A 16,565-nucleotide genomic window follows, 5' to 3' on the forward strand; every position below is an offset into this window, starting at 1 on the left:
GATTTACAGCGAGTCAGATGGTATATCTGATGGAGATGGGCAGCCGCTTGGGCGATATTCATCAGGAACTGCTTTTGCATAAGTTACTGTCACTCCTGTTGTAGGGATACCTGTCTGGTTACTAGCTTCCCCGGCACAAAGCAATGTTTTCACCCAGGTATCATCTCGACCAACTTCTCTAAAGAACTCATTTGGGCGACCTGTTGGAGGTGCTGTAAACCTTTGGGCAAACAAGTCTGGTTGCTCTGACAACAGACCAACATCAAATCCCCACTTTCTATTTGGTGCTGCATAGAAAGGTAAGAGACCACTAGCGTTTCGGGTTGGGTAAGTATCTAATGAGTAGTCAAAAATGCTGAGATTATCGTCTTTAGAAGCAGTAGCACTAGATTGTCTGTTTGTGAAAATGGGTGCAATTGGTGCAGTGGAGAAGCTACTCCGTTTTAATTGAATAAAGCTACCGCTGATTTTGGCTGTTCTGGTATCCCAGTTTTCCAAAAACCGCACAAAGTTTTGCAAACCTGATGAGATTTCATCTGTTCTACTGGGACTATTTCCTACTACAAAGGTGGCGTTAAATATAGTGTCACTTGCCTGCTGTAGCCAATTAGACTTAAAGTCATCTCCTGAGGCTACATCGAGTGCATCCGTTCTCAGGTTAGGGGGATTCTTTTTTGCATCATGAATTTCTAAGACTGGTACTAAGAGTGGTTGATTGTCCAAATCAGGACTACCATCACCGTTAGCATCAATGGGGGGGAAATAGAACAGTGGTTTGTCACTTGCGTATACTGCTTGGTCTATATCTCTTGGGTCAGTTGTACTACTTGTGGTTCTAAACCAGAGGGCGCGGGTGCTGCTTTCTGTTAAACCGTAATTAGTACCATAAGTACATCCATTATTGCTATAACCAGTACCAGTAGTATCCAAAGGGCAACCTACACCCATAGGTTTGTAAATACCAGGACTGCTTGTAACCAGGTTGTTGCTATTATCACGGGCAAATGCAACTCGACGGGGATAAAGGCGATCTGTAGCCAGAGCACTTTGCAGGGATAAATAAGTTGTACTTGTATCCCCAGACCCCAGTCGCTCTCTGATTTTCTTGTTACCAGTTCCAAATGAAGTATTCCAATTGATCGGAGTAGATACAGTACCACTTGAAGCGGTACCACCGGCAGCAAGTATGGCTTTACCCAAATGATAGGTTTTAAGATTTTTCTCTATTAAGCTTTCACCGGGGTCGGTTGTGTCCCCATCGCCATTCATATCTAAGTTAACTGTATCGTCTAGGTCAGAATCTCCATTAACATTAAACCCAACGACCCAATCATCAGGCGTACATTCTGAAACTAGTAACTTACGGCACATTTCCATAACATACAAGGGTTGACCAGTAACCTTGCGCTGAACTGGAGTCACTCCATTTACTAAGTAAGAGCCAAGAGAAATGTTAGGAGTAACGGTAGTGTCTAGTCTGGGATTACCATCACTTGTCCAAAAAGAACTGGTAGAATAGGCATTTTCCCAAAAACCATTTTTCAGGCGATTTCGTCTTCTATCATCTAAAGTGGCTAAGAAAGTGGATGAAAGTGTGGGACGGGCACTTAAGCCATCCTCTACAGTAATGCCAGTGTTATTGTTCAAATCGTAGTCTGCGTATCTCCGTACACCATCTACGAAACTGCCAGAAAGCAAGGTCATTGAATCGGCAATAATCGTTGCTGGTCTCCAAAGGTCGCCCCCTGTAGTAGGGCATCCGGTTCTTCCTGCACGACAGGCAAAGTCAGTATTGGGAGTACTGCGCTCATAAAAGTTGGTACTTGCTGATTCTTTTTCTGTAAATTCCTCAATTTCTGTAGTGCTTGTACTTGTACGGTGCAGATTGAAGTCTCCCTTAATATATGCGGGCAAATTTGTTACTAAAATCAAACCTTTTTCTTTAGCAATGTAAGTATTAGCACTAGTTCTTGCTAAAGTTCCCCCATTAATCAGACGAATACCATTTGGGCGACGAGTTGAGTCTAACCGAAAATCAGTTGGGCTGAGTAACTCTGATTCGCTGCTTGTATCACTTGCATCACGCAAGGCATCATCTCTAGAGGCATAAATAATGCCACTGTAAGGCAATAGATACTCGTTAGCTGTTATTGCTGTGGTGGCTATACCATTCGCAGTGGAACTTAAATCAATGTCTGTAACCCTAATTTCTAAAGGTTGACGCTGTTCTAAGTCTAAGTTGTATGTGGTTGGTGAGCCTGATGTACTTATCTGCTTAACTTCCCTAGCATCAAGAAAAGTTGCTTCTCTGATTGCACCGTGTTTAGGTTGATTACTGGGAGTAGCAACAAAACCATTTGGAGTAGTCAAAATTGAAATAGCACAAAGCGCTGTATCAATTGCTGAATAATCTGCTAGCTGCAAACCAGTACTAGGTACTGTAGTACCAGTTCCAATTTTGTCTAGAGCATCTTTTAAAGGTTTATTAACCCAACGCCCGTTGGGGAATTTCAAGTTGGCTTGTAGTTGTAGACGAGTTTTGTTACTCGTAAAAAATGTGCCTCTTCCATTTGCCGGGTAACTGTAAACAACGCCATTGTTTGACCTGCCGTCGGTAGTATCTACACCATATCCACCATCTTGATTAACTTTGTTTTTAGCTGTAGTTTCGTTTGAGGGATCGTAGTAGCTACTTACACAAGCGATCGGTTCTTGGTCAGTGCCATAGTCTACTTTGTAGTGATAAACAGCCGTGGCTCGCATTTGGAGATCGCCTTTGCGAACATTTCCAGGTGTTGACATCGGCATTGTGTCGGGCCAGACAACTGTAATATCACCCAGAACTGGTGCTGGTAAAAATGAACCAAGTGTACTAGAACCTCTTGGGTAAAACGGGCCAGTTATTAAGTTTGGAATATTACCAGAACCATCTACATAAATACCTGCACCAGTAACAATCCGCACACCACCCACGCTGTCTAAATCATTTATGGGATTTGCTGCGGCATTTTCTTCCCAAAAGCCATTACGGTCAGATAGACCTAAATCAGCAACTGCCTGTATTTGAGTGTTACGCCATCTTGCTGGTGGTTCTGAACCATATCTAGTCCAGTTAATCGCAGTGCCAGAATTGTTCAAAATTGGCTGTTCAGCCTCTGAACCAACATATTTTCCGTCTTTTAACCACAGAGCAGGGAGGTTATTGCCGACAAAAACGCGATCGCCTAATGAGGTTTGAACACCTTCTTTCTTTTGTAAATTTGGTTGTGTGGCTTCTAGCTTAGATGTATTTATAGAGGGAGGTGATGTTGCTACACCAGTGAACTCGTTACTGGATGTTAGTGGTTGCCTCCAAACCTGTGGAGGATCTAAACTAGCAGTAATTGCTGTGATGGTACTACCATATCCAGTTGTTGCATCTGAGCCAGTGGCGTCTGATACTTCTGCAAAGGGTACTCGACGGGTACGATTTTGCAAATAAATTTGTATTTCGTCGGAGAGGATATTTTTGGCTGTCGTAGCATCGTCAGTATTTAGTACTTTGACATCGACGTTGGTTTTCACATCTGTCGGATAACCACTTAATGCAACAGCCGCTTTAAGAGTGGTACCGTTAGTTGCACTATTGCAATCTGTGCATAAAGCGATCGCAGTAGTCTTCATTGCAGCAATGCGTTGATTGTATGCCGCATCGTTGAATCCAATACTACTACCACCAGTAGCGCTTGTAGATTTATTGGTGCTGTTAATCGCAGCAGTGCTGATACTCTTCCCAAAACCTTTGTATAGGTCAACGGTTACATTATTATTACTAGTTTGAGCGAGACTACCATTTCCGACGTTTCCCCCAACGCTAACTTGCCCGTTTTCTTGATTGTAAAAACAGGATGTTTTACTGCTAACTTGGCGGAAAGTTATATTACCGTCACTGTCAATAACCCCTACTAGCAAGTTGCCATTGGTGTGAACTCTTCCATTTAAAAGTAACTCTGTACTACCAACTATGACTTCTAAATCATTCTCAAAGAAAACAGCATTATTTGCTAGAGGAATGCGACTGCGATCTTGCTGAAACTCTAATGCTACAAAACTTTTGTTTCCTTTATAGGTTTCATATTGTGTAACGTCTAGGGTGCCTAAGTTAGTAATTGGCACGTTAACGGTATAAACAAAGAAGCTTTTACCCAGATTGCCACTATTTAACTTATACCAACTGGAATTGCCCACTAAGCTAGAAAAACCAGATGCATTACACTGCTGGTTTGATGCATCATTATCCATTGGTGGAGTTCTAGCATCTAGAGGTTTTCTTTCGCGATTAAACTGCCCTGTAGTAGAGTCTCTACTCGGTGAGCGAAAGAAGATTCCATAAAGAGTAAAAGTATCTTTTTTGCCGTTATTGTCTGTGTCAACGGCATATTTCCAAGCACTTTTTAGTGTTTCATCATACTCTACTGGTGTGGTGCTCGTTGGATTTTGAATGCCAGCAGTATTAGCAGTGCCATCAGGATTTAAAGGAAGTTCAAAAGCTAGCTTCAGACGAGTCTCATCCCCAAGTCTATATTTGTCTTTTTTAATAGCATCATATAAGGCGCTATCAGTAGGAGTTCCTCGTGGTAATGTTGGGTCTTCTATTAATGCATCTAATTTAGCTCTAGCACGATCAATCGCTGGCGTAGCAGCGTTAAGCACAGCCTCATTAACACGGACATTACTAGCGTTTTTAGAGCGCTCAAAAGACCGAAATAAAATTGCAGTTGTTAATAGTACAACTACCAAAGTTACCATCGCCACTGTTGGTAAAATAAAGCCAGAATTCACAGAGCTGCGTCTTCTTCGAGTGCCAGAGATACTTCGCAGTAGACAAATAATTTGCTTGTTAATTGTAGATAAAAACTGCTTGCTAGTTTGCCTAAAGGTTTTTTGAATTGCCTTGACTAACTGACGTTTTCGAGACATAGCTGCTTCCCGATCAAGTGGATTATAGCGGATTTTCTATTTTTCCAAAGTCTTCATTGATGCCTATAAATTATTTTTACAGACCGAAAATGAGACTATATTTATTTAACTGCTGTATTTGGTTTTACTAACTTCCAAATAAAGTAGCTATAAAAAAAGATAATTTATTAAAGTTATATCATTTATGAATTGTTCATTTGATCCGGTAAACACTGATTTTTTCAGAATTATTTAGTTCAAGTCTGATAAATAATAAAAGCATTAGTTCACAGTAGAATTGCGTAAATGTGTTTTATTTGAAGACAAATTTATGAAGATGTTGTCAGCAGAGTAGGCTTATAATACCCATCTGTTGAAGGAAAGATATCAGTTAGGCGCAAAATAATAAGATGTGCGGCTTAGATTCCCGACTTTTTAATTAAAGAAGTCGGGAATATTGTTGTTCACATTGCTTTGATTAATTACTAATTACTCATTAGTACACCTTGGCGTAAATCCTACTACCACCTTTAAAGACAAACAAGCTTCTGCCACAAGGTACGCAAAATTAGTACCCTGTCGCAGAAGCTACTAGGCATCATAGATGCAACACGCAGTTACATTAATGTTAAAAGGATGGTTATAAACCCCAAATATACGGGGTTTACTCACATCCGTGGGTTTCAAATCCTCAATTCTTCTTAGATTTTGTTTGTGTATCCAAGCCAGTTCGATCTTCTCCCTACAGCCCTTTGGGTATGTCCCGTTGAGTGAAGGGGAGACGCTAGGTGTTATGTAGCAATTTGTGGTACTGACACCTTCACCAGCATTTTTTTGCTAAAAGACAGACCGTTTTCATTTTTGTCAATGATAATCGTGTCTCCAGAGATAAAAGTATTTTCCAATAATTTGGTGGCGAGGGGGTTTTCTACTTCTCGCTGAATTGCCCGTTTGAGTGGACGCGCACCATAAACTGGGTCATAGCCTGATTCGACAAGGTGATCGCAAGCTGATTGGGATATCTCAAAGAAGATTTTTTGCTCGCGGAGGAGATTTTCTACGCGTTTGAGTTGAATGCGGATGATCTGCCGCATTTCTGTGCGATTTAGTGTGTGGAAGAGAATAATATCATCGACGCGGTTGAGAAATTCTGGACGGAAATGCGATCGCAAGGCTTCCATTACCCTAACCCGCATTGTTTCATATTTGGAATCATCACCAGATATATCCAAAATATGTTCGCTACCAATGTTACTGGTCATCACAATAACGCTGTTACGAAAATCTACCGTTCTTCCCTGAGAATCAGTAATTCTCCCATCATCCAACACCTGCAATAAAATATTGAACACATCGGGGTGCGCCTTTTCCACTTCATCCAACAACACCACTGAGTAGGGACGGCGGCGAATCGCCTCGGAAAGTTGACCGCCTTCTTCATATCCTATATATCCTGGAGGCGCTCCCACAAGGCGAGAAACTGAGTGTTTTTCCATATACTCAGACATATCCAAGCGCACCAATGCATCATCAGAATCAAAGAGAAACTGAGCTAAAGCACGGGCCAGTTCGGTTTTACCCACACCTGTAGGGCCCATGAACAAAAATGAACCAATGGGACGAGAGGGATCTTTCATCCCCGCACGGGCGCGGCGAATTGCTGCTGCTACTGCTTCTACAGCCTCTTCTTGCCCAATGACTCGTTGATGCAAATGACTTTCTAGTTGCAGCAATTTTTGCCGTTCCGATTCCAACAGGCGATTGACGGGAATTCCTGTCCACTTTGCGACGATTTCGGCAATGTCGGATTCAGTAACTTGTTCTCGTAGCAACGTGGAACCTTGATTTTGAATTTCTAAAAGGCTCGCTTCTTTGGCTTCGCGCTCATGCTGCACTCCTTCCAATTTGCCATACTTTAGTTGGGCAGCTTTATTTAGATCGTAGGCGCGTTCTGCCTGTTCAATTTGCACTCGCAGCGCATCTTCTTCTTTCTTTAAGGCGCTTATAGCCTCCAATATCTGCTTTTCACCTTGCCATTGCTCATTAAATATTTGCTGTTTTACCGTTAAATTGGCGATTTCTTGTTCAATGCGCTCTAAACGTTCTTTCGTTTGGGGAGTACCCTTTTCTTCGCCAGCTAATGACAGCTTTTCCATTTCTAACTGCATGAGGCGGCGATCGATGGTTTCCAATTCGGCTGGTTTGGAGGTAATCTCCATTTTCAACTGTGCTGCTGCTTCATCTACTAAGTCAATAGCTTTATCTGGTAAGAAGCGATCGCTAATATAACGTGCTGACAGAGTTGCTGCTGCTACCAAAGCCGAATCAGAAATTTTGACGTTGTGATGCACTTCGTAGCGTTCTTTCAACCCCCGCAGAATGGAAATAGTATTTTCCACAGTTGGCTGATCCACAAATACTTGCTGAAAACGGCGTTCTAGGGCAGCATCTTTCTCAATGTGTTTGCGGAACTCGTCGAGGGTAGTAGCGCCAATACAACGCAGTTCTCCCCGCGCCAGCATTGGTTTGAGCAGATTTCCCGCATCCATTGCCCCTTGTTGGCTGGAACCTGTACCGACTACGGTATGTAGTTCGTCAATAAACAAGACAATTTGACCGTTAGATTCCGTAACTTCTTTGAGGACAGCTTTCAAGCGTTCTTCAAATTCTCCTCGCAATTTTGCCCCAGCAATTAAACTACCGATGTCTAAAGAGATGAGTTGGCGGTTTTTCAGAGATTCGGGAACATCACCGTTTACCATCCGTTGTGCTAAAGCTTCTGCGATCGCTGTTTTACCTACTCCAGGTTCACCAATGAGTACGGGGTTATTTTTGCTACGACGAGACAATACTTGAATTACCCGTCGAATTTCATCATCCCGCCCAATTACCGGGTCGAGTTTTCCAGCTTTTGCCTGTTCTGTCAAATCTCTGCCAAATTTTTGTAAGGCGTCATAGCGGGATTCTGGGGTTTGATCTGTCACCTTTTGGCTACCGCGAATAGTTTTGATAGTAGCTTCGAGTTTAGGTGCATCCGCACTAAAGCCTTTGAGTATCTTTCGTCCAATGCGATCGTCTTCAGCAAAGGCCAAAAGTATGTGTTCCACGGAAATGTAGGAGTCTTTCATCCTAGCTCTAGCTTCCTCGGCTCGGTCTAGTAAAATATCTAAATTGCGGCTAAGGTAAAGCTGATCGCTTTTACCAACTTTGGGCTGGCGTTGGGTAAAGGCTTCTAGCTGCTGCTGCAAGCGGATTGGATCGACCTCAGATCGAGCCAGGATACGTATTGCTAGACTAGTGGGTTCTTCTAACAGGGCAATAATTAAATGTTCAACATCTAGTTGCTGTTGTTGATAAGCACGGACTATATCCTGAGATTTAACAATTGCTTCCCAGGCTTTATCAGTAAATTTATTGGGATCTGTAGGTTGCATCTTTAAAATTTTGGAATTTGGATTTTTAGTTTAAGGATTGGGGATTATTAAAGGGAGTAGGGAGTGGTTGTAACCCTACTCCTTAATACCCAGATAATTATCCAAACATTCTTAGCGGATATCCGCGTGTATCTCCAGTGGCAATTTTGGATTGGCAATTGATGATAGTTTAATCCATTGCCTATTTCCTAATTTAAAACGAAAACACTGTTATGAGCAGACTTTCCCCGATGGTGTTATTGGAGCGATATCTACGACGGGCAATTCGGCGTCGCTATTAGTGTTGCTCATCAAGGGCAGTATTGGGGTAATCCTAATAGGATTTACGTAGAGGAGATCCCCTAACCCACCTAAAAAGGGAAAAGTCTGGCGCCTCTGGGTTTACTGACACGAGACGACAGTGTACGGGAAGAATCAATCTCTCTCTAACTCAACTTTTTAAGACATCAGTGTGGATTTTTCTATAGCTGTCAAGCATAAATTGCTACCCAGATTTCCGGCTTCTTGCAGAAGTCGAGGATCTGAATCTAGCTTAAATAAATGACATTCCACCCTACCGGATAATTAATTTTTCGGAAATCCCTGATAAAAATTATTGACTCACAAGTTGTTCTTGTGATTCCTTTTTGACTCCCGATCCTTGAGTTCCCAGTTGAATCAGTTCAATTTTATACCCATCTGGATCTTCTACAAAAGCAATTACTGTCGAACCATGTTTCATCGCCCCTGGTTCGCGCACAACTTTACCGCCTTGATTGCGGATTTCTTCACACGTTGCGTAAATATCATCAACGCCAAGAGCAATGTGACCATAAGCATTCCCTAATTCGTACTTTTCTACCCCCCAGTTGTAGGTTAGTTCGATTACCGAGTTGTCGCTTTCGTCGCCGTAGCCAACAAAAGCTAGGGTAAATTCTCCCCCTGGAAAATCTTTTCGGCGCAGTAATTTCATTCCGAGAATTTCACAGTAGAACTTTAAGGATTCTTCAAGGTTGCCCACCCGCAGCATTGTGTGTAGTAATCGCATATTGACCTTTTCTCTGTAATTGATTTAGTGTTATTCTCTGCAAACATTTTACCTAGCTCAAAGTCTTAAGGGAAAAATGCCGTCACAGAAAGAATTAAAAGCCGAAAGGACAGGATAAACAATTAGCCATTTTTGGCATTGCTCCCTATCCCTATAATGGAAATCTTATTTAATCTCAGCCGAAAAAGTCTCTTAACCGCCTATGCTAGCGATTGGGTTAGGCAACTGGACTGGATGCGTAACACACTCGAATAAAGGATAAAGTACAGATGAGTAAATTTCTAGATACTGCCATTGAGGCGATCGCAGCCCGTGAAATTCTTGATTCACGCGGTAGACCGACAATTGAAGCCGAAGTGCATTTAGCTAACGGTGTTGTCGGACTGGCGCAAGTTCCCAGCGGTGCTTCTACTGGCACTTTTGAAGCCCACGAACTGCGTGATGGCGATAAAAGCCGTTATGGGGGCAAAGGCGTACTCAAGGCAGTACAAAACGTCAGAGAAGCACTTGCACCACAATTGTTAGGCTTGGATGTCCTCAATCAAGAACTGCTAGACCGCACAATGATTGCGATCGATGGTTCTGCTAACAAATCCAAGTTGGGGGCTAATGCGATTTTGGGGGTTTCCTTAGCAGCTGCTAAAGCTGGTGCTGAGTCTCTAGAAATTCCTCTATATCGCTATTTGGGTGGCCCTTTAGCGAATTTGCTCCCAGTGCCGTTGATGAATGTGATTAACGGTGGCGCACACGCCTCAAATAACGTGGATTTTCAAGAGTTTATGATTGTCCCAATTGGCGCAACTTCCTTCCGGGAAGCGTTGCGCTGGGGTGCAGAGGTATTTGCTACCCTCAGTCAAGTGTTAGATGAAAAGGGTTTGCTTACTGGTGTCGGCGATGAAGGCGGCTTCGCCCCTAACCTAGAATCTAATCAGGTGGCTTTGGAATTGCTAGTTGCTGCCATTCAGAAAGCTGGTTACAAGCCAGGGGAACAAGTCGCTTTGGCGTTGGATGTGGCGGCTAGCGAATTTTACAAGAATGGTCAGTATGTTTACGATGGTAAACCTCACGCCCCAGCTGAGTTTATTGATTATTTAGGACAACTAGTTGACCAATACCCAATTGTGTCAATTGAGGATGGTTTACACGAAGAAGATTGGCAAAGTTGGCAATTGCTGACCCAGAAGTTAGGTTCGCGGGTGCAGTTGGTAGGGGATGATTTGTTTGTGACTAACGTTACTCGCTTGCAAAGAGGCATCCAAGAAAAAGCCGCTAATGCCATTTTGATTAAACTCAATCAAATTGGTTCTCTTACCGAAACCTTGGAAACAATTGATTTGGCAACTCGCAATAGTATCCGTTCAGTAATTAGCCATCGTTCTGGTGAAACAGAAGACACAACGATCGCTGATTTAGCTGTAGCAACCCGTGCCGGTCAAATCAAAACAGGTTCTCTGTGTCGCAGCGAACGCGTAGCAAAATATAATCGCTTGCTGCGAATTGAAGACGAACTAGGCGATCGCGCCGTTTATGCTGGTGCTGTGGGGTTAGGGCCGAAGTAGAGTTAAAAGTTAAGAGTTAGGAGTTAGGAGTTTTTAATTCATAATTCATCACTTTTAACTCCTAACTGATTTACGGATAAAACCCCAACTTGGGCAAACCCAAGGTTTCATCCCAGCCCATCATCAGGTTTAGACACTGAATAGCTTGGCCCGCCTGTCCTTTAATTAGATTGTCAATTGCTGACATGACAATTACGCGACCTGTGCGTGGGTCAACTTCTACACCGATGTAACAAAGATTGCTGCCGTTAGCCCATTTGGTTTGCGGGTAGACGCCGCTACCGCAGACTCTTATCCAAGGAGAGTTGCGGTAGAAGGCTGAGAAAATTGTAATTAAGTCATCTCGCACTAGACCGGGATCGCTCATTGTGGCATATATCGTTGCCAAAATACCGCGTACCATTGGGACAAGATGCGGTGTAAATTGAATCATGAGTTCGTGACCAGCTAAGTCACTGCAAATTTGCTCAATTTCTGGGGTGTGACGGTGACGACCAATATTGAAAGCGGCTATGGAGTTGTCGGCTTCAGCTAGTAATAAGTTGGTTTGAGCCTGCCGTCCGCTGCTAGATGTGCCAGACTTGGCATCGATAATAGCTGTTTCCGGTCTGATTAAGCCTTGCTTTAAAAGTGGCGAAAGTGCAAGGAGACTAGCAGTGGGATAGGAACCAGGACAGCCAATAAGTTGAGCTTCAGCAATGCGATCGCGATAAAGTTCTGGTAATCCATAAACTGCTGTAGCTGCAATTGTGCGATCGCTTCTCTCTGTACCATACCAATTGGTATAAGTTGTCAAATCACTAAACCGATAGTCTGCACTCAAATCTAGTACTTTGCATCCTTTTTCCAACAGTTGGGGTGCGATTTGGCAAGCCAGACCATTTGGTAAAGACAGGAAAACTACTTCACAGCGGTGAGCAATTATTTCTGGTTCTACTGCCTCTATTAGCAGGTTAGTTGCATGAGCCAGATGCGGGTAGAGATCCCCAAAGGATTTCCCGATACTAGTCTCACCTCCTAAATAAACCATTTCCACTTCTGGGTGATCCATCAGTAGTCGTACTAACTGCACTCCACCATAGCCCGACGCGCCAACAATCCCAACGGGTACGCGTCTAAATTTGCCCATGATCTGAAATCCTTATCCCATGAATGGTTAATTCGTTCTCAGCTATCAACAATATCAGCGACCAGACGCGCAGCGCACAAAAGGTCTTAAACTCCTCTACTTTCTTCTGAGAAGATGGGGGAGCAAACAAATGATTATTATTCCTCATCTTCATCCTTTACTGTCGCTGCACTTTATCACCATTTTTAATAACAAAAATTTTTGCCCCCTTATCAAATCATTGCTAGTCTACTTCTCTGCCTTATAAAGGAGCTACAATCTAAAAGAAGAAATTGTTAAAAAAATTTACGTTTATAGCTGGAAATCTTCTGTGTCACAGCCTAATCCTACCCAAGCTTTTAAATTTGATTCGATTGATGCCGCTTTAGCAGACCTAAAAGCTGGTCGCGTCATTGTAGTGGTAGATGATGAAAATAGAGAAAATGAAGGCGACTTAATTTGTGCCGCCCAATTTGCCACACCCGACACGATCAATTTCATGGCGGTGGAAGCAAGAGGACTAATTTGTTTGGCAATGACAGGCGATCGCTTAGACGAGCTAGACTTACCCTTGATGGTAAGCAACATTACAGATACTAACCAAACTGCTTTCACTGTCAGTATTGATGCCGGGCCAGAATTAGGTGTCTCCACAGGCATTTCAGCAGAAGACCGCGCTCGGACTATCCAGGTTACTCTCAACCCAGCCACAAAACCTACCGATTTGCGTCGTCCTGGTCATATTTTTCCCATTCGGGCTAAGGTTGGAGGCGTACTCAAACGCGCAGGACATACAGAAGCTGCTGTGGACTTAGCGAGGCTAGCAGGGCTATACCCAGCGGGGGTAATTTGTGAAATTCAAAACTCCGATGGTTCAATGGCACGGTTGCAGCAGTTAGTTGAATACGCTAAACGTCACAATTTAAAAATTATTAGTATTGCGGATTTAATCAGCTATCGCCTACAGCACGATCGCCTAGTGTATCGTGAGGTTATTACCAAGCTGCCTAGTCAATTTGGTCAGTTTGAAATTTACGCCTATCGCCATACCCTGGATAATACAGAACACGTTGCAATTGTCAAAGGCGATCCAGCTAACTTCAAAGATGAGCCAGTGATGGTGCGGATGCACTCAGAATGCTTAACTGGTGACGCTTTGGGTTCTTTGCGCTGCGACTGTCGAATGCAGCTTGTAGCTGCACTCAAAATGATTGAGTCTGCTGGTCAAGGTGTAGTTGTATACCTGCGCCAAGAAGGACGGGGAATCGGCTTGATTAACAAGCTGAAAGCCTACTCGTTGCAAGATATGGGACTAGATACAGTAGAAGCAAATGAGCGTTTGGGATTTCCTGCCGACTTGCGAGACTACGGTATGGGGGCACAGATGCTCATGGATTTGGGCATTAAAAAGATTCGTTTGATTACCAATAATCCCCGCAAAATTGCTGGAGTTAAGGGCTATGGGTTAGAAGTAGTCGATCGGGTGCCATTGTTGATTGAAGCAACTGACTACAATTCTTATTATCTGGCGACAAAAGCGAAAAAGCTGGGTCACATGCTGTTACAGACTTATCTGGTGACAGTAGCAATCCACTGGCAAGATGACCCAGAAGCTGTGACGGAACGTTATGAACGCTTAGAAAAACTGCGACACTTAGCGAAAAGTAACGATCTATTGTTACAGGAAGAAGCGCGTCCTTTGGCAATCGCTATATTTGACGAGCCATCTTTAACTGTACACTTGGGTTTCGATCAGGCAAAAGTTGCCAGCTGTGATTGGTATCAGCAGAGTGGTCATCCTTATATACAGGCAATCTTCCAAATTCTGGACAACCTAGCAACTGTGCCTTACATCCAGAAACTAGAATTTCTGATTTCTTCTGGTTGCGATCCTTTGAGTAATTTACAAGTTCAACTAGATCGGCAGACATTCCCGGATGGTACATTGCCTTCATCGATTAGCGATCGCTTGGAGACGCAGCAAATTTACAGCTTTAGCAAATAGTCACAACCCTAAAAGCCAACTTTTTAAGGGGTTGGAGGATTTAATTGTGTGTAAGTCCTACATTCCTCCCGAACTTTTCAGCCGTTCTTTTATATGACAATGAGAGCAATTAAAATTATTGTTGAAAAACATAATGACGGTTACGTAGCATATCCCTTGGGTATCAAGGGGATTGTAGTTGGCGAAAGTGACAGCTATGAAGAAGCACTAGCTGGTGTTAAATCTGCTATCCACTGCCATATATAGATATTTGGCCAAGAGGTTTTAGAAGAGGAATGACCAGTCCTAAAAGCTTTTGTGGCGGATTCATCTGTAGGTGGCAGGGTGTCAGTCTTCGCAATACTGATTAAACTTGTAGTTAAACCCTTCGGCTTTGAGGTTGGCTGAAGTTTTGGTTAGAGCGATCGCTCTCCAAACTTCTACTGTTTACCTCATACTAATTCAATTAATGATTGCAACACATCCTTGGCTAAAGACGCGATGAATCGCGTCTCTACAAATGGTCTATTTGTCGCATTCTTTTTCCAAATTGGTATCAGAACACGAAACACCGAGTTCGGAACTCGAAGTGTCGAGATCAAAACGCCAGAGTTGAGTTCTTTAAAGAAGAGTGGGGATTAGAGAGTGAGGGAGTGAGGGAGAAGAATTAATAACCAATGCCCCATGCCTCATTCCCAATTAATAATGAGTTGCCGACTTGCGATGATGGACGGCTGTAACGCCATCAGTATCTAACAATTTGCCACTCTCGACAGTTGCATAAACCAGCCAGTGGTCGCCAGATTCCATCCGGTTTTGTACGGAACATTCGAGATATGCTAGAGCATCGGTAAGTATGGGAGAACCGCTTTCAGTTTCTTGAGCGGCAACATCAGCAAATCGGTCTTGTCCTGGGCCGAATGGTTTAAGGAAGTGCTTCATCAATCCCAAATGATTGCCTTCTTTAAGAATATTGAGGACAAATTTATTTCCTGTATGCGTCAGTGTTTCTACTGCGCGATCTTTGGCAACGGCGATAGTTAAACCGGGTGGACTAAAGCTGGCTTGAGATACCCAAGAAGCTAACATGGCACTGGAACGATCGCCTTCTTTGGCTGTGAGAACGCAAAGAGAACCGACAATCCGACCAACTGCTTGTTCTACATTTGTTGCAGGTTGACTTGGCGATCGCACTTTTCTCGCTTTCTTCAGTGCTTGGGCAAAGTCTGTTCCAGCTTCTTCACACAATTGTAAGGTGGCATCGTCGGGTTTGAATTTTACGCGGATTGTATCAAAACCAAATCGATAGCCAGCATCTTTTAATTTACTCTCAATTAAATCAACCGCTTCTCCACTCCAGCCAAAGGAACCAAAAGCACCAGCGAGTTTATTGTTAGTAGCGGTGGATAGCACAATTCCTAAAGCTGTTTGCACAGGTGTCGGTGCATGACCGCCAAGGGTAGGAGAACCGATGATGAAACCACCAGCTTTTTCCACAGCCGCCCGGATTTCTTCTGGTTCAGTAAACTCGCAGTTAATCGATTCTACGGCAACGCCAGCTTTTGTGATCCCACGAGCGATCGCTTGGGCTAATGTGGCTGTATTCCCATAAGCTGATGCATAAATCAACGCTACTGTCAAGTCAGCAGAAGTTTGCTGTTGACTCCATTCCCGATAAGCTTTGGTCAGGTCGATTAAGCCATAGCGTACCAAAGGCCCGTGTCCATTGGCATACATTCGCACGGGAAAATCAGCAAGTTTATCCAATGCTGTTTCAACTTGACGAGCGTGGGGAGCCATGAGGCAATCAAAATAATAGCGCCGATCCTCGTTATATACTTCCCACCCTTCATCAAATACCTGATCTCCACAAACGTGCGCCCCAAATAACTTATCTGTGTACAGAATTTCTGTTTGTGGATCGTAGGTACAAAGTTGATCTGCATAGCGAGGATTGGGGGTGGGAATAAATTGTAAATTATGCCCATTACCCAAATCTAGAGTTTCTTCGCCCCGCATGACAAGAATTTGCAAGTCTGGATTTTCCAGCGCCGCACGTAAATTTATCGCCCCTGGATTAGAACATACAAAGGTGATTTGCGGGGCAATTTCTAACAAAGCTTTTAAAGTTGCAGCACGGTTAGGATTTACGTGTCCTAAAATTACATAATCTAAATCTTCAAGATGGAAACGTTGTTGCAAAGCTTCTAAATAAATTTGCGTAAACGTTTCCCCTGGAGGATCGATTATGGCGGTTTTCTCGCTTTCGATTAAATAAGAATTAGCAGTTGTACCCTTAGCAAGAGCATATTCAATTTCAAATCTCAGCCTTGACCAACTGCGCGATCGTAGTATTCTCGTATCTGTAGCAATGGGGAAAACTTGAACGTCACGGGGTTTATTTTTTGACATAGGTAAAACAAGAGTTATGAGTTATGAGTTATGAGTTATGAGTTGAAGAAAGTCGTTAATCTAAATCTTTTAACTTCCGTTGTGCAGACGAGATTTTTTATTA

8 protein-coding genes are annotated in these 16,565 nt (G+C 43.2%); 3 read left to right on the forward strand and 5 right to left on the reverse strand.

The window, feature by feature from the left end:
• Positions 1-3: 3 nt before the first annotated feature.
• The 3 genes from hpsA to gloA form a co-directional block, all read right to left on the reverse strand.
• Positions 4-4,959: a hormogonium polysaccharide biosynthesis protein HpsA gene (gene hpsA, locus AC1F2U_RS01065; RefSeq protein WP_480259455.1), complete on the reverse strand. Its 4,956-nt coding sequence runs from the start codon at positions 4,957-4,959 to the stop codon at positions 4-6.
• 770 nt (positions 4,960-5,729) lie between these two features.
• The gene (gene clpB, locus AC1F2U_RS01070; RefSeq protein WP_480259456.1) at positions 5,730-8,372 is read right to left on the reverse strand and encodes an ATP-dependent chaperone ClpB; all 2,643 of its coding nucleotides are present in this window, start codon (positions 8,370-8,372) and stop codon (positions 5,730-5,732) included.
• Between the two features lie 592 nt (positions 8,373-8,964).
• On the reverse strand, positions 8,965-9,399 hold the full coding sequence (gloA, locus tag AC1F2U_RS01075) for a lactoylglutathione lyase (protein WP_480259457.1): 435 nt from the start codon (positions 9,397-9,399) through the stop codon (positions 8,965-8,967).
• A 269-nt stretch (positions 9,400-9,668) separates the two neighbouring features.
• Between gloA and eno the strand changes: the two genes are divergently transcribed.
• A complete protein-coding gene (gene eno / locus AC1F2U_RS01080) occupies positions 9,669-10,958 on the forward strand; it encodes a phosphopyruvate hydratase (protein ID WP_480259458.1) in 1,290 nt (429 codons plus the stop codon).
• Between the two features lie 70 nt (positions 10,959-11,028).
• Here the strand turns inward: eno and argC are convergent, their stop codons facing one another.
• Complete coding sequence (argC, locus tag AC1F2U_RS01085; RefSeq protein WP_480259459.1) at positions 11,029-12,087, reverse strand: N-acetyl-gamma-glutamyl-phosphate reductase; 1,059 nt, start codon at positions 12,085-12,087, stop codon at positions 11,029-11,031.
• A 310-nt stretch (positions 12,088-12,397) separates the two neighbouring features.
• Between argC and ribBA the strand changes: the two genes are divergently transcribed.
• Complete coding sequence (gene ribBA, locus AC1F2U_RS01090) at positions 12,398-14,071, forward strand: bifunctional 3,4-dihydroxy-2-butanone-4-phosphate synthase/GTP cyclohydrolase II (RefSeq protein ID WP_480259460.1); 1,674 nt, start codon at positions 12,398-12,400, stop codon at positions 14,069-14,071.
• Between the two features lie 93 nt (positions 14,072-14,164).
• Positions 14,165-14,317: a hypothetical protein gene (locus tag AC1F2U_RS01095; protein WP_480259461.1), complete on the forward strand. Its 153-nt coding sequence runs from the start codon at positions 14,165-14,167 to the stop codon at positions 14,315-14,317.
• 432 nt (positions 14,318-14,749) lie between these two features.
• On the opposite strand, the gene AC1F2U_RS01100 is transcribed toward AC1F2U_RS01095, so the two are convergent.
• Positions 14,750-16,462, reverse strand: a complete 1,713-nt coding sequence (locus tag AC1F2U_RS01100; RefSeq protein WP_480259462.1) for a diflavin flavoprotein — start codon at positions 16,460-16,462, stop codon at positions 14,750-14,752.
• Positions 16,463-16,565 lie beyond the last annotated feature (103 nt).

The organism is Nostoc sp. LEGE 12454 (assembly GCF_056620565.1).

Bases quoted from the DNA above. Each gene is read 5' to 3' on its own strand.
- hpsA (WP_480259455.1), bottom strand. From the start codon at position 4,959: ATGTCTCGAAAACGTCAGTTAGTCAAGGCAATTCAAAAAACCTTTAGG.
- clpB (WP_480259456.1), bottom strand. From the start codon at position 8,372: ATGCAACCTACAGATCCCAATAAATTTACTGATAAAGCCTGGGAAGCA.
- gloA (WP_480259457.1), bottom strand. From the start codon at position 9,399: ATGCGATTACTACACACAATGCTGCGGGTGGGCAACCTTGAAGAATCC.
- eno (WP_480259458.1), top strand. From the start codon at position 9,669: ATGAGTAAATTTCTAGATACTGCCATTGAGGCGATCGCAGCCCGTGAA.
- argC (WP_480259459.1), bottom strand. From the start codon at position 12,087: ATGGGCAAATTTAGACGCGTACCCGTTGGGATTGTTGGCGCGTCGGGC.
- AC1F2U_RS01095 (WP_480259461.1), top strand. From the start codon at position 14,165: ATGACAATGAGAGCAATTAAAATTATTGTTGAAAAACATAATGACGGT.
- AC1F2U_RS01100 (WP_480259462.1), bottom strand. From the start codon at position 16,462: ATGTCAAAAAATAAACCCCGTGACGTTCAAGTTTTCCCCATTGCTACA.